This window comes from Spirosoma daeguense, assembly GCF_054776875.1.
This window is the reverse complement of the sequence record NZ_BAAHBF010000001.1, coordinates 280821-296517: the sequence shown is the minus strand read 5'-3', so window position 1 is coordinate 296517 and position 15697 is coordinate 280821. Positions and strand designations below refer to the sequence as shown.

The 15697-nt window shown below is 47.6% G+C and carries 12 protein-coding genes; all 12 read right to left on the bottom strand.

The annotated features are described in order from the left end of the window. Positions 1 to 138: 138 nt before the first annotated feature. Positions 139 to 1914, bottom strand: a complete 1776-nt coding sequence (locus ACYVD4_RS01020; protein ID WP_460941751.1) for a sensor histidine kinase — start codon at positions 1912 to 1914, stop codon at positions 139 to 141. Between the two features lie 27 nt (positions 1915 to 1941). After that, positions 1942 to 3066 (bottom strand): sensor protein KdpD, encoded by a 1125-nt coding sequence (locus ACYVD4_RS01015; protein WP_460941750.1) that lies wholly within the window; start codon positions 3064 to 3066, stop codon positions 1942 to 1944. Positions 3067 to 3284: 218 nt separating this feature from the next. Beyond that, a complete protein-coding gene (locus ACYVD4_RS01010; RefSeq protein ID WP_460941749.1) occupies positions 3285 to 4430 on the bottom strand; it encodes a porin in 1146 nt (381 codons plus the stop codon). Between the two features lie 45 nt (positions 4431 to 4475). Continuing rightward, positions 4476 to 5039 carry a K(+)-transporting ATPase subunit C gene (locus ACYVD4_RS01005; RefSeq protein ID WP_460941748.1) on the bottom strand — a complete coding sequence of 188 codons (564 nt, stop codon included), beginning with the start codon at positions 5037 to 5039 and terminating at the stop codon, positions 4476 to 4478. A 103-nt stretch (positions 5040 to 5142) separates the two neighbouring features. After that, positions 5143 to 7194, bottom strand: coding sequence for a potassium-transporting ATPase subunit KdpB (gene kdpB, locus ACYVD4_RS01000; protein WP_460941747.1), 2052 nt, complete (start codon positions 7192 to 7194; stop codon positions 5143 to 5145). Positions 7195 to 7261: 67 nt separating this feature from the next. After that, entirely contained in the window at positions 7262 to 8977 is a 1716-nt protein-coding gene (kdpA, locus tag ACYVD4_RS00995) for a potassium-transporting ATPase subunit KdpA (protein WP_460941746.1), read from the bottom strand. 12 nt (positions 8978 to 8989) lie between these two features. Further along, a complete protein-coding gene (locus tag ACYVD4_RS00990; RefSeq protein WP_460942964.1) occupies positions 8990 to 9070 on the bottom strand; it encodes a potassium-transporting ATPase subunit F in 81 nt (26 codons plus the stop codon). 427 nt (positions 9071 to 9497) lie between these two features. Beyond that, positions 9498 to 10385, bottom strand: a complete 888-nt coding sequence (locus ACYVD4_RS00985; RefSeq protein WP_460941745.1) for a PhzF family phenazine biosynthesis protein — start codon at positions 10383 to 10385, stop codon at positions 9498 to 9500. A gap of 251 nt (positions 10386 to 10636) precedes the next feature. Further along, complete coding sequence (locus ACYVD4_RS00980; RefSeq protein ID WP_460941744.1) at positions 10637 to 12586, bottom strand: KUP/HAK/KT family potassium transporter; 1950 nt, start codon at positions 12584 to 12586, stop codon at positions 10637 to 10639. 27 nt (positions 12587 to 12613) lie between these two features. Next, a complete protein-coding gene (locus ACYVD4_RS00975; protein WP_460941743.1) occupies positions 12614 to 13978 on the bottom strand; it encodes a sigma-54-dependent transcriptional regulator in 1365 nt (454 codons plus the stop codon). Positions 13979 to 14165: 187 nt separating this feature from the next. After that, positions 14166 to 14705 carry a hypothetical protein gene (locus ACYVD4_RS00970; protein WP_460941742.1) on the bottom strand — a complete coding sequence of 180 codons (540 nt, stop codon included), beginning with the start codon at positions 14703 to 14705 and terminating at the stop codon, positions 14166 to 14168. Positions 14706 to 14786: 81 nt separating this feature from the next. Then, positions 14787 to 15650 carry a chromate resistance protein ChrB domain-containing protein gene (locus ACYVD4_RS00965; RefSeq protein WP_460941741.1) on the bottom strand — a complete coding sequence of 288 codons (864 nt, stop codon included), beginning with the start codon at positions 15648 to 15650 and terminating at the stop codon, positions 14787 to 14789. Positions 15651 to 15697: the final 47 nt, after the last annotated feature.

Below are 15697 nucleotides of genomic sequence, written 5' to 3'. Positions count from 1 at the left end.
TCATGCTGTCGGGCTTCGATAGAAGCTAACTAAAAACGTACTGCTACTGGCTCTTGGTCGCTGGCGCGACCCGACAGCAGGATGCTGTCGAAGACAACTTCAGCAGTACTCAGATTAACGTAGCATCTGACATCACTTCTACGCTACGTTCAATCGGAAATAGAAGGATGCGCCGGGCGTTACGTCGTTGTGTAGGCCAACATCGCCACCCATAGATTGAATAAATTCTTTAGAAATAGCTAATCCTAAGCCGGTTCCGCTCATCTGGCCGTTTAAGCCCGGAGCGCGAAAATAGCGTTCAAAAACCCGCTCGCGATGCTCTGGACGTAAGCCGGGACCGAAATCACGCACGGTAAACTCAATCTGGTTCGCCATTCGCTGAACCGAAATATCAATCGAACTGTCGTCGGGGCTGTGACGTAGCGCATTCGCCAGAAAATTGATCAGTACCCACGATGCTTTGTCGGGGTCGGCTTTTACGGCGGGTAAATCGGCTGGTAGTGCTACGTTGAAACGAATGTTTTTTTGCTCAGCCTGTGTACGTAGCGCGCTGGTTGCTGTCTGAATTAAATCGGCGGGAGGAACGGCGTGTACCTGTAATTGAATCTGCCCCGATTCGACCTGCGCCATGTTGGTAAGTTCGCCCGTAATCGATAGCAGCCGGTCGGTGTTTTCCCGGATGCTTTTTACCATTTGCTGCTGCTCTTCGTTCAGTAAACCAACCCGCTCGTTCGTCAGTAACGTAAGGCTCATTTTGATGGCCGAAATGGGCGTTTTCAGTTCGTGCGATACCGTAGCGATGAAGTTGGTTTTGGCGAGATCAAGCTCTTTGTAAGCGGTAATATTCTGTAAAACAATGACGTAGCCAGCCTGAACAGCCTGTTGCTCACCCGTAGGCGTAACCTCAACCGATTGGATTTGCTTGGTGTAATAACTCTCTTTCCCTTGCCCCGATAATCCGGGATCGAAGATTTTTAGCAACGTAGTAGATGTGTCTTTAGCTGGCCGAAAAACCTCCTGTGATTCATCAGTGTCATGAAGCATGATGTCCTGAATAAGCGTCCGCATCAAATCGTTTGTCGACGCTACGTCAGGAGCGTATTTACCCAGAAGATGCGCTTCCGAAACGTTCAGAAGGCGGCTGGCTACGGGATTAACGAACAGAATTCGTCGTTTTTCATCGAGGCCGATAATGCCATCGTTCATGATCTGGATCAACGTATCGATTCGTTTCTTGGCGAACAATACCCGAGCCAGATTCGAGTGTTCGAACTCGTACAGTTTCTGCGCCATCGAGTTAAACGAACGAGCCAGTTCACCGAATTCGTCGCTCGAGCGAATGTGCAAACGTTGTTCAAAATTTCGACTGGCAATCTGTTTGATACCCAGCGTCAGTTCACGTACCGGATTGGCAATGTAGCTCGGAATATTCACCACAAACGAAAAAACGACCAACACGCACAACGTACCGACCACCGTGAGCCATAGTATGGCATCGTCGGCGGTTTGTTTGGCGGTTTCACTTTTCCGGATAATAGCCTCCCGATTTAGTTCGTCCAGCGCAAATAGATTCTGCTGTATTTGGTTGATAGTCAGCGAGTCTTTTCTGTTATTACGTAGCCGGTTGAAATCCCGACGTAGCAGCGTTGTTAGTTTCTGTTCGCCCACTTCAGTGATGTTACGTTCCTGCTTTTTAAGGTTTTCGTCAAAGTCGGTCAGGGCGTCGCGATCGTTTAGATCGGTCAATGCTTTTTGCATACCGCTGACAAATTCAACTGAAATGTAATTGTCTTTCAGAATGGCCTGCGCATCGTCTGAAACGCGATTCAGATAATACATACCCAACCCGCTCAGCAATATAATAATGCTGAACAGGAACGTAAGGGAGAGCGTTATTTTGGCTTTCAGAGTCATAGCGAAGGAGGAAACAGGTAAACTCCTTTAGGATAAAATGATCAGATCGGTGTCAGAATCCGATAGCTTGGTTAGTAACTGGTTGAACGCGTTTGTTCTGAGAATAACTTCCAGCAGGGTGAAATGCGGCTTTCCGATGCAGATGGTTGTCACGTTACGTTTCTCGGATTCCTCAACAATGCTGTTAAAAATACTCGAACTTTTCACCTGAATCACTTCCGCGCCCAACTCGGTAGCCAATTTAAGGTTATTGATCAGATGCCGTTGAATATCAAGTCGAATCCGGTCGGGGTGTTCGGCGGGAGTTTGTACGTACAGAACGTACCAGCGGGAGTTGTAATAAGCCGCCAGTCGCGATGTTTTGCGGATAACCCGACGGGCTATTTCTGGATTCGAGCTGATACTGGCCAGAAATCGCTCGGGTTTGGACTGTACATTGGTCGGAACGGTAGTTTCGATTTTGCGCTCAACGGCCGTTGCCACTTCGCGGAGGGCTAATTCTCTGAGTTGCAGGATTTTTTCGGGCTGGAAGAAATTTGCCAGCGCAGTCTGCACCTTCGCTTTGTCGTAAATTTTGCCTTCTTTCAGTCGGTTAATCAGCTCATCGGCGGTGAGGTCGATATTTACAACCTCATCTGCTACGTGCAAAACCCGGTCGGGAACGCGCTCCGTTACGTCGATAGTTGTAATGCTATGTACTTCGTCGTACAGACTTTCAATGTGCTGAATATTAACGGCACTGATTACGTTGATACCCGCGTCGATAATTTCCAGTACGTCCTGCCAGCGTTTTTCATTTTTGGAACCCGGAATGTTGGTATGCGCCAGTTCATCAACGATAACCAGTTCAGGATGAACGTTTAAGATGGTTTGCACATCCATCTCGTCCAACTCACGACCTTTATAAAACAGTTTCCGGCGGGGAATAACGGGCAGTCCGTCAATGAGCGCCTGCGTCTCCACTCGATTATGCGTTTCGATAAAACCAATCTTTACGTCGATACCACTACGTAGCAACGCATGGGCTTCCTGAAGCATCCGGTACGATTTGCCGACGCCTGCGCTCATGCCGATGTAAATCTTGAATTTACCCCGGCGCGACTCCTGAATGAGCCTAAGGAAGTTCTCCGCCGATTGGTCGTTTGGCATCATGGAAAGAATTGGTTGATTTTAGGCTCCGACAGGCTCTGGCTGTCGGTTGTACTATTGAGAACTTTGTCCCAGACAGCATCTTGCTGTCTGAGTTTCCGGACGGCCTTGTTAGTTGCTATCGCAACTCAGACAGCAAGATGCTGTCTGGGACAGACTCAGCGATTAGTTTACATAGCTATTGATAAATCCAACAGCCGGAGCCTGTTGGGGCCAACTAATTAAAAACTAACCGCCAGACTCGTCGTCAAAGACGTATTGGTTTTGCTCAATCCATTATCGGTTTCAAAAATGGCGTCCTTGCTGGAATAAACCTTGCCTTCGACCCGGACAAGCGCATTCGGTAAGATGGCGTAATCGTAATTCAGCGAATAGCCAAACGTTTGAAAACCATTGGTTGTACCGGTACTAATAATGACTCCGTTTTTGTCTTCGTAATACTCAATACGTCCCGCCAGGTTGCTACGTTCGCTGGTACGTAGTCGGGCAATTACTACGGGCGAATACCACACGTAAGAACCCGTACCGATACGTCGATTGGTACGTGTGTCAACAACTGGTTTTCGATCGGCACCAATGTCGAAGCCTAGAATAAGTCCGACTTTACCGGTAGGATTGATGATCGCATACAGGTTGTTGAAAAAACGGCCTTGTTTCAGCGAATCTGGCCGGTCAGAGCCGACGAACGTGCTCCAGTTCAGCGTCAGTTTTTCACTTGGTTTATATTGAATCTGCGTACTGATGGCTGGGCCGCTGTAACCCGGTAGTTTTGCGATACGTTGCCATCCGTTAAGCACCGAGCCCAACAACGTCCATTTTCCATTTGGTGTGTTATAGGTGAGTTTGGCCCCGGCCAGATAATACGGCGAATTTTCGGCCAGAATGCTACGTGTCAGCGTCCAGCAATCTTTCGAAATAGCACTTTCAAAGCCAATGTGCGACGAGAAAATACCCGCATCGAGCCATAAATCACGGTTTTTACTAAGCTTTACTCCCGCGTTCGCTTCAAAAATATGCTTCAGCAATTCCTGTTCGGCTGCGTAGTTGTATTGAGCATACGTACCAACCTGAATCGCCAGATTGCTACGTATGCGCTCGCTCGAATAAGCAGCTTTGATGAACGCCAGATTCACATTGATTTCGCGGTTTCGTTTGTGATTATAAATAAAACCGGGACGTTCCTGCGCCGTTTTGGGAGCAGTGAAATCGTGCGAGTAATACGCATCTATATAACCACTGACTGTTAATCCTGTGTTTGGTGCCGACGTAGTGGCTGCCCCTGTTGAATCGGGGGAAGACTGCGCCAGCGCGGGTAAAATTGGTGCTGAACTGAATGTAGTCAGCAACAGAAAAAAGAAACGTTTCATGTTTGTTTTGTTGTACAGGTATGTATTCGAAATCGAGTGCCCACCTTACTTGAGCGCATCCAGAGCGATATTCAGTTGCAATACGTTTACGGTTGATGGACCGAATAAACCCAACAGCGGACTTTTGGTTTTTTCATCGACTAACTGATTCAATCGTTCGGCTGATACGTTGCGTATTTTGGCGATACGTGCTACCTGAGCTTTAGCGGCTTCGGGCGACAAATCAGGGTCGAGACCAGAACCGGAGGCCGTAACCAGTTCCGCCGGAATCGCTGATTTTTGAACGGCTGGGTTGTGCACAAGAAACGTATCGATACGTTCCTGCACCGTTTTTAGATAATCGGGATTGCTTGGCCCTTTATTGGAACCGCCAGAACCGGCTGCATTATAATCGACAGCCGATGGACGGCCATTGAAATAACGGTCGTCTGTAAATTTCTGACCGACCAGCGCATAACCAACGACTCTGCCGTTAGCCGTTACGGTTTCTCCTTTTCCTTCGCCGGGAGCCAGACTGGCAATACCAGCAACAACCAGCGGATAAATTATGACTAATAAAACCAGCATCACAAGCGTCAGTCGGATGGCAGGAATAATGTGTGTTTTCATGGTTTGAAGTTGTTAAAAACCCCTACAGGCTCCGGCTGTTGATTATAGCTACTGGGTTAGTCGCGGGCGCGACTCTACAGCCGGAGCCTGTAGGGGCCTGTTTTTAGACAAATAATCCGACAAAGAGGTCAATCAGTTTGATACCAATGAAAGGTGCTACCAGTCCGCCGAAGCCGTAAACAAACAGATTCCGACGTAGCAGTGCACTGGCTCCAATTGGCTTGTATTCGACGCCACGTAGCGCCAGCGGAATCAGAAGCGGAATGATAACGGCGTTGAAAATCACCGCTGACAAAATTGCTGACTCGGGCGAGTGTAACTTCATCAGGTTCAGACTTTGCAGAGCTGGAATGCTCACTACAAATAGCGCCGGTACGATGGCGAAATATTTGGCTACGTCGTTGGCGATGCTGAACGTAGTGAGTGTTCCGCGTGTAATAAGCAACTGTTTACCAATTTCCACCACTTCAATCAGCTTTGTGGGGTCGTTATCGAGATCGACCATGTTACCGGCTTCTTTAGCGGCTTGTGTTCCTGAGTTCATTGCTACGCCCACGTCAGCCTGTGCCAGTGCCGGGGCGTCGTTGGTTCCGTCGCCCATCATCGCTACCAGTTTGCCGCCCGTTTGCTCTTTGCGGATGTACTGCATTTTATCTTCCGGCTTGGCTTCGGCAATGAAATCATCGACGCCCGCTTTTCCGGCAATGAACTTCGCCGTCAGGGGATTATCGCCAGTGACCATAACGGTTTTAACGCCCATTTTACGGAGCCGGTCGAACCGTTCGGCAATGCCCGGTTTTATAATGTCCTGCAATTCGACAACACCTTTCACCTCTTCGTTGAGCGTGACTACTAGTGGAGTACCACCATTGGCGGCAATTTCCTGCGCTTTCGTGTCAACTTCTTTTGGAAAGTGATTTCCAGCCCGTTCAACGATGTTTCGGATTGAATCAGTAGCTCCCTTACGAATCCTTTCTCCAGTGGATAGGTCGATCCCCGATGAGCGCGTTTCGGCCGTAAACTTGATTAACGTAGCATTCGTCGTATTCAGATTTCGGGTGACCTCGCTACCCGCCAGTTCCACAATTGACTTACCTTCCGGCGTATCGTCGGCCAAAGAACTCAGCGCTGATATACGTACCATATCGGCTTGTTTTATACCCGGAGCCGGATAAAAATTCGTGGCTTTCCGGTTGCCGATAGTAATGGTTCCGGTTTTGTCGAGAAGCAACGTATCGACATCACCCGCCGTTTCAACGGCCCGACCTGATTTGGCTATTACGTTGGCACGTAGCGCGCGATCCATACCTGCAATCCCGATGGCCGATAACAACCCGCCAATGGTGGTTGGAATCAGACAAACGAACAGCGAAATCAGAGCGGCAATGGTAATGGACGTATTGGCGTAGTCGGCGAAGGGCTTCAGGGCGACGCACACGATGATGAAAATCAGCGTAAACCCAGCCAGTAGAATCGTCAGCGCAATTTCGTTAGGTGTTTTCTGTCGCGATGCCCCTTCAACCAGCGCAATCATTTTGTCAAGAAAAGACTCACCCGGCTGTGTCGTTACCATCACCTTGATACGGTCTGACAGCACTTTCGTACCACCCGTCACCGACGATTTATCACCGCCCGCTTCCCGAATAACCGGTGCCGATTCGCCCGTAATGGCCGATTCGTCAATTGTTGCCAATCCTTCGATGATCTCACCATCGGCAGGAATGATGTCGCCCGGTTCACAGAGAAATACGTCGCCTTTTTTGAGTTGTGCCGACGAAATATTCTGAATCTCATCAAGCTTATACTCACCTACCGGGCGAATAACTTTTGCGGGGGTTTCCTGCCGGGTTTTACGTAGTGATTCGGCCTGTGCTTTACCTCGTGCTTCGGCAATGGCTTCGGCGAAGTTGGCAAACAGAACCGTGATAAGAAGAATGAACGTAATGGTGATGTTATAAACCAGTGATCCCTGCGTTGTATCGCCCGAAAACGCTACGTAGAGCGTAACCAGAATCATGATGAACGTACCGACTTCAACGGTAAACATGACCGGATTTTTGATCAGTGCGGCAGGATTCAATTTTATAAACGATTCCCGAATTGCTGCCCCAACGAGTTCACGCTGGAAGAGTGCAGGAGAAGATTGCTTTGCCATTTTGGTTGTTGACTTGAATAAGAATTGATTTCTGAACCGCTCCGACGGGCCGCCGAAGCGGTTCAGATTATTTCAGGCTTAAGTATTCGGCGAGTGGGCCGAGTGCCAGCGCCGGGAAAAACGATAAGGCCGTTAGAATAACGATCACCGCAAAAATCATCAGCCCGAACGTAGCGGTGTCGACGGGTAACGTACCAGACGATTCGGGGACGTATTTCTTCTGAGCCAATAAGCCCGCGATGGCAACCGGGCCAATAATCGGGACGTAGCGTCCTAATAACAGTACGAAGCCTGTTGCTACGTTCCAGAAAATGTTGTTGTCGCCAAGTCCTTCAAAACCAGAGCCGTTATTGGCATTGGCGGATGTCATTTCGTAAAGAATCTCGGAGAAGCCATGAAACGCCGGATTGTTGAGCCAGGCCGATGGTTTCACCGCCCAATCTGCATCGCCGTACTGGACGAAAACCCAGGCTGCCAAGGCCGTACCGCCTTTTACGAGCAACGCACTCAGCAAGGCAACCAGCGACGCAATCTTGATTTCTCGCGCTTCAACCTTACGACCGAATAGTTCGGGTGTTCGACCTACCATCAGGCCGGAAATGAATACCGCGATGATCAGGAAATAGTAAAAGTTGAGTAAACCAGCGCCCACACCGCCGTAGAATGCATTGACCATCATGCCTAACAATTCCATTGCTCCGGAAAGGGCCATTGATGAATCGTGCATCGAGTTGACAGAACCCGTCGAAATAATGGTTGTAACGATACTCCAGTAAGCAGATGCAACTGGCCCGAATCGAACTTCTTTCCCTTCCATCGCTCCCGTCGGCTGTGTAATGCCTAATTGGGCAATGGCCGGATTTCCGTGAAACTCCGAAATTAGGGTTGGAATGAGCAACATCAGCATACCTACTGTCATCACGCCGTAGACCATCCAGGCAAACCGTTTTCGATTTATGAAAAAGCCAAGGGCAAAAATCATGGCAATCGGCAGCAGCGTCTGGGCTATCATTTCCACCATGTTGGTCAGATAGTTTGGGTTCTCGAGCGGATGCGACGAGTTTGCTCCGAACCAGCCCCCTCCATTGGTTCCCAGATGTTTGATGGCGATCATAGCAGCCGCTGGTCCGCGTGATACGTTCACCGTGTCGCCCTGCACCGTAACGACAGAGTCTTTACCATCGAATGAAGCAGGGGTACCGTTAAAAGCCAGAATCAGAGCGATAATGAGCGAGCCGGGCAGAAAAACACGGGTAATAGCACGCGTGAACAATACGTAGAAATTGCCCACCGTTTCGGTACGTTCTGGCAAAAAAGACCGGAACAACAGCACCGCAGCCGCCATCCCTGTAGCCGCCGACACAAACATCAGGAACATCATAACCGCCAATTGGGTCAGATACGTAGCACCCGATTCGCCAGAATAATGCTGTAAATCGCAGTTGACCAGAAACGAAATGGCCGAATTGAAAGCCAGATCGGGCGTTTGTGATGGATTACCATCCGGATTTAGAGGAAGAATCCCTTGAAATAATAGCAGGCCAAAGGCTAGTAAAAACCATACTACGTTGATGGTCAGTAGCGCCATCAGATTCTGTTTCCAGGTCAGATCGGCTGATTCCGAAACACCGCCAGCGCGATAGATGAATCGCTCAAGCGGTTTCATAAAGTCAAGCGTGTTGGGTTCGCCCTTGAAAACGCGGGCCAGGTATTTGCCCAGCGGAATTGCCAGCAACACGGTCAGTGCATACGTAGCAATCACGCCTATCCATTCAGTAGTCATACAAATGATTGATTAAAATTTTTCGGGTCGAATCAGCACATATAGCATATAGCCGAAGACCAGTAGTGCGAAGAGAAAAACGAGTAAAAGCATGTTGTAAAGAGTGAAAAATTTAAAGAGCAAAAGAGTGAAAGAGCGAAAGGGTGCATGAGCGAATACCTAAGACAAAGCCTGTGCTCTCTCATTCCGCTTCGGCGGTCGGATTTCGCACGTTAAATTTTTTCGAACCAGTCGATGAGTTTGTAGAAGATGGTGAAGAAGAGGAGGGCCAACACAAGCAGAAGCAGGGCAAGACTCATAATGTTAATTGATTAAAAAGTTGTCGGAATGCTTATGCCAAAATCTATTCCATCTGTCTTTAAAATGGGGTGGAAAGGTGTTAATAAGTTGATTTTTAGGATTTTACATGATTTTGATTTTGTAAATTTTATCTCATAAAAAAACCGACCCTACCAAAATGGTAGGGTCGGTTTTTCAGTTTGGTAAGGTTATAAGCTTCTGATCGGTATTTGGAAGTACTTTATATGGTAATTTCTATGGATTGAGATACGGATGCCCGGCCTCCTACCCATAAACTCCTGATCTCGTTTTGATCCAGATAAAGCTGTGCCGTTAATACACTGGGCGATGGATGGTTCATCAGATGCCCTTGCTCAATAAGAAATGTCGTTTTGTGACTCTGTAAGTAGGTAAACAGATAGCAAGCCAGTGGGCCAGCGGCCATGCCAGTGGCTGCTTCTTCGGAGATGCCATAGCGAGGAGCGAACATCCGAGCCCCGGCATCACGTCCGGCTTGCTCCACTTCTGGAGAAAAAACATAGTATCCAACTAAATCCAGTTGTTCACTGATTTGCTCTATTTCGACTAAATCAGGAACAATACCCTGAACGGCTTTGGCTGATCGGAGGGGCACAATCATAAATGAATTTCCCGTGTTGATAACTAGTGGAGCACGGCCATCCAGAAGGTCGGTTGCCGATACATGAAGCGATTCTAGAATCCGCTGGGTAGTGAGCGCTTCGTTGATCTGGTCGGGGTGTGTAAACGTAGGAGCTCGTTGCTCCATAAATGCCTGATCACCCACTAGCCGAATACCTCGTGTCCCATCCACTGTTTCCATCGAACTAGTCGCTGTGTTCAACAATCCCTGTTGCGCCAGATAGGAGAACGTAGCAATAGTTGCGTGACCACATTGGGCTATCTGCCGAACAGGTGTAAAAAACTCCAGCTTATAGTCTGCAATCAATGAATCAGAAACGAAGGCCGTTTCTGAAAGACCTACTTGGGTTGCAATCCGTTGACGAGTGGTGTGATCGTAAGTATCAGCATTCAGTACAACACCGGCTGGATTACCACCCCGACCTGCGTCTACAAAAGCCTGAATAACAGCAATTGTGATTTTAGACATGTTAATCAACGATACAAAATGTAGATGCCTGGCGTTGTTTAGAAAGGCCAGTTGATGGAGCAAACTTAGCCAGGCACACTTATAACGAAATGATTATCTGGGCCAACTGAGAATAATACGCACCGAATCGGTACGATTTGATGGTGACCTGTTCATCATCAAATCGTGTACATACTATCTAAATCCGTAACAAAGAGTAATTTATGTGTAGATATGGCGTACCCGGCTGAGCCGTTGTCTTCTTGCTGATTTTACTCTTTCTTTAGATGAATTCGTTTAAGGGGTAATGATTTTGGGCGAGTAATTACCAGAGGAACATCTTCAATCAGAACGTTGCTGGTATCCAAACCATAAGCTGCCTGTGGATTGAGAGCAATTTTTTTGAGGAACATATACCCATACATAATTACCTGCTGACGTATGGTTAAGTCGTTTTCGTACGATAAAAACCGTCGGAAAAGTACAAACCGGAAATCGCCGGGAACCCGATGCGTGTTGAGTGATTTGTAACGACTATCAATGGTCACCTCTTTATTCTCAACTAAGTCTTCAACAACCATTCTAAACAGCAGATTGATACGTGGTTCAATGCGGAATCCGAGATAGAACGTAACAACATATACATCTTCCTGCGCTAGTGTTTCGACTTTGTAACGCATTACGTATGGCTCATCTTCGACGCAAACGTGAATAAACCAGTAAATATCAGCTCGTTTGGGGGCCCGGTTCAGAATCGAATACAACGTTTCTGATTCAATACGTTTGCTGGTGTCGGAGGTTGTCAGATAGACCAGATGTGTTGCGTACTTGGGAATATTGAAATCGTTGCTCAATGCTTTCAGGATGGGCAGGTTATCGGGTAATGAGTCGTAGCGGATCAGGCTTTGTTTGATAGATTCGCCCTGATACCAGAACACCATCATTGACATAATCAGCAGTCCCAACGTAACAGAAATCCAGCCTCCCTCTTCAAATTTCACCAGATTCGCGGTAAGAAACGTTACTTCAACCGCCAAGAAGATAGCTGTCAGACCAATCTGTATAATCGGATTGAACCGTTTCACGCGCATGTACATGCTCATTAGAATCGTTGACATGAGCATGGTTAACGTAACGGCAAGCCCGAAAGCGGCTTCCATGTTTTTCGATTCCTTGAAGTGCAGCACAATCAGGCAGCAACCGACCATTAACGCCCAGTTGACAAACGGTACGTAGAGCTGACCGCGCTCGTTTGACGGATAGGCTACTCGCTGACGAGGCCATAAATTGAGTCGCATGGCTTCGCTCACCAGTGTAAACGAACCGCTAATCAGCGCCTGCGACGCAATGATGGTCGATAACGTAGCAAGTCCGATACTGAATACGACAAGCGGAGCGGGAACAATTGAATAAAATGGACTGGTTTCGCCGAGCCGTTGACCTAAGTGGTGCATGAGCCAGGCCGACTGACCCGCGTAGGAGAGGAGCAACGTTGTTTTAACGTAAACCCAGCTAACCCGAATATTCCCGCGTCCGCAGTGGCCCATGTCGGAATAAAGCGCTTCGGCTCCGGTTGTGCAGAGAAAAACACCGCCCAGCAGCCAGAAACCTTCTGGATACGTAGTGAGAAAATGAAACGCGTAATAGGGATTGATCGCTTTCAAAACACCCGGCTGGCTCCATAATGCCCATAAACCGATCACGCCAATAAAGGTGAACCAAACCAGCATAACGGGGCCGAATAATTTGCCCAATTGCTGTGTACCAAACTGTTGACTGACGAACAGGACGATTATAATGGCGATAACGATAGGAACGGTATCGAGGTGCGGATAAAAAATCAGTAACCCTTCAACGGCCGAGGAAACCGAAATGGGCGGTGTAATCAGACCATCGGCCAGCAAAAACGAACCGCCGATAACCGCCGGAAACATAAGCCATTTTCCCGTAAATCGCCGGACAAGGGTGTAGAGCGAAAAAATGCCGCCTTCGCCTTTGTTATCGGCCCGGAGGGTAATGATCACGTATTTGATGGTCGTCTGAAGCGTGAGTGTCCAGATGATACAGGAAAGTGTACCGAGCACCAACGTTTCGGACAACTCCCGACCGCGCATGACGGCCGATAATGCATAAAGGGGCGATGTGCCAATATCACCAAAAACAATACCGATGGCAACCAGTAATCCCTGAGCGGATACCTTATTAAGCGATGACGAAGACATAGGGTTTGATGCGAACAGAAGCTGTTATCACTGCAAGGTATCCATTTCACTCAATTTTCGATAGAGGCTGGTTAACCCAATGCCTAATAACCGCGCAGCTTCCGTTTTGTTACCGTTTGTGTGCTGTAAAACACGCTGAATATGTTGCCGTTCGACGGTTGCTAAATCCAGCGCAGTTTCGTTGTGACTCCCATCTGTCGGGATAGTAACCTGCATTTCGTAGGGAAGCAAATCGGTAGTAAGCTCAAGCGGACCATTTTGTGGCGAATCGGCCAGAATAACAGCCCGTTCAATGACGTTTTTTAACTCCCGAATATTTCCTTTCCAGAGATGTTGCTGGAGCTTCTGAACGAACGTAGCATGAAGTACTACGTCACGTCGGCCCAATTTGGCCGCATACTGACGAGCAAACTGATCGGCCAGATTCGGAATATCTTCACGGCGATTACGTAGTGGGGGTAATTCAATCTGAAAGACCGACAAACGATAGTATAAATCGAGTCGAAAATGCCCGGCGTTGGCTTCCTGTTCAAGACTCCGATTGGTAGCCGCAATCACCCGCACGTCAGTTTTGGTCGGTTTGGTGTCGCCCACGCGCAGAAACTCGTGCGTTTCGAGTACACGTAGCAGTTTTGCCTGTAAATCCAGCGGCATTTCGCCGATTTCATCCAGAAAAATAGTGCCTTTGTTAGCCTCAGCAAACAGCCCTTTCTGGTCACGGCTGGCTCCGGTAAACGCTCCGGCACGGTGCCCGAACAACTCACTTTCCAGAATATCTTTGCCTAAGGCTCCGCAGTTAATGGCAACGAACGTAGCAGCTCGTCGGGGGCTGGTCTGATGAATAGCCTGCGCAAAGACTTCTTTACCCGTGCCAGTTTCGCCAGTCAGTAATACGGTTGTATCGGTAACTGCCACCTTACGCGCTAACTCTACAGACTGCTGGATCGTTTTGGACTGCCCGATAATGTTCTCGAAACCGTACCGACGATTGACCTGTTGCTCAAGTTGTTTGATGCGAAATTGCAGATTTGCCTTTTCAACGGCCCGGCTCACCAGCGGAATAATCCGGTCGTTATCATCGCCTTTGGTAATGTAATCGAAAGCACCGTTTTTAATGGCCGTTACGCCGTCGGAGATAGTGCCGTAGGCGGTTAAAACAATGATTTCGGTAGCCGGATAGAGTTGTTTGATCTGCGCTGAAAGTTCAATGCCGTTTTTGTCAGGGAGTTTTACGTCGCTGATAACCAGTTGTACTTCGTCACGTTCGAGAACGCGAAGACCAGCGCGGGCGTTTTCGGCTTCCAGTACGGTGTAGCCTTCGAGTTCCAGAATCCGCGCCAGCAACTGACGCAACCGCGACTCATCGTCGATGAGCAGAATAGTAGCAGGCATGTAGGATATCCTTTTATGCTCACAAAGATGGTAAACCAGTTGCTGATTTCAGTGGCGTCTTGACTAACTACTAAGCACTTTATCTGTTTAATAATGCCGTTTTAGCAAATAGTCATATTGTCAAAATATGGTTGTTTATATACAGTCAACTTGGTTGAGAAACTATTTGCAAGACTGACTACTAGCCTTAGAATCCGATCCCGAACTGAAAACCAATCGTTACGGAAGCAGGATGGTTATTGCCGAAACGGACAGGAATAGGCACGGCCACAAAATACGTACTACCCTTATTCCGCTTAACCACTTTATTCAATACGGGGGTAAATCCGTAGCGTCCGGCCGTCTCAAAAGCAGCCCTTCCTACGAAGGTAAAACCATGCCCTACATTTACCAGCAAGCCGGGATGAAAGAGGAAATTGGCCATTCGACTTGTTCCGTTTTCGGCCCGAATAATTGGAACAAATTCGGCTGAAAAACCAATTTTAGAATTTTTCCAGATGTTTATGCCTGTTGGCAAACCTACTACGTAGTAATCTCTAAAATTTACCTGCGTAGCGTTTTTATCAATTGTAATAAGTGGATGTAAAATACCAACGTAACCAGCTATACGCGGATAAACTGGAGTCGTTTCCTGAGCCAATGTCGATGCAGGTAAACAGCTATACGATAAGCAAATGGCTAAAAATAGATAACTTTTAAAATGAGGTAATAATTGGATTTCAATCATGACAGATAGGTAGCTGTGGATGATGTATCAGCTATCAATCTGCAATGCTACAACGGTCATTTTTTGTAAAATAGAATGGAATTATCCGTTTGTATCGGCTTTACTTTTTACTCGTTTTTTCTTGTAAATAGACGGATTTGCGCCCGTATGTTTCTTGAAAATTCGAGTGAAATGACTTTGATCAGAGAAGCCAGTCAGGTAAGCAATTTCCGATAAAGAGTAGGCTGTCGACTCAAGCAGTTGAATGGATTTCTCGATGCGAAGCTTACGAATGTATTCGCCAAACGACAGATTATCAAAATAGGTTGAAAATTCGCGGGAAAGGTAGGTTGGATTTAACTGGACAGTCTCCGCAATTCCTTTCAGGCTGATAGTCAGATTTGTATCGATATGATCCTGGAGCAACTCTTCCAGTTCTGTAATCCAGACGGGTACTTTTTTATTTTTACCTTTCTTACTTTTAATATAGCTGTTGAAAATCTCTAACAGCGCGTATTCGGTTGGGTTTTGGGTATGACTTTCATGTTGAAGATTCCTGGCCCAACTGTAAAGCGCGTCATATAAAATCATGCCCTGCTCCAGAAGCTCGTAATCATTTTTATAATTATACGCCAGACCCGCCGATATTGCCCATAAACCCGCTGCCTGTTGAGCAATAGAATGGTCATCCGTATCGGCCCCGCGAATAATGGGAGCCATCGCGTGTAAAGCGGAGTCGGTGAGCTTATACTTTTTTAGAAAATAGTCGAACGTGCATTGTCGGTCGTAGTGAGAAAGCTCTGCGCCGGGCACGTCGAACGGAGTAGCCTGATGTATTTGTGCTTGTTCAAGTACTTCACTATCAGGAACAAAAATGAACTCTGCCTGTGCGTCAATAAATCGCCGGATTAACCAAGGGCAGGCAATCCGGTCGATTTTTGGACGGGTGCGGGTAATCCATTTCATGGGTGAAAACTGCCTGGATCAACCATGCTATTCACTAACGTAAGTTC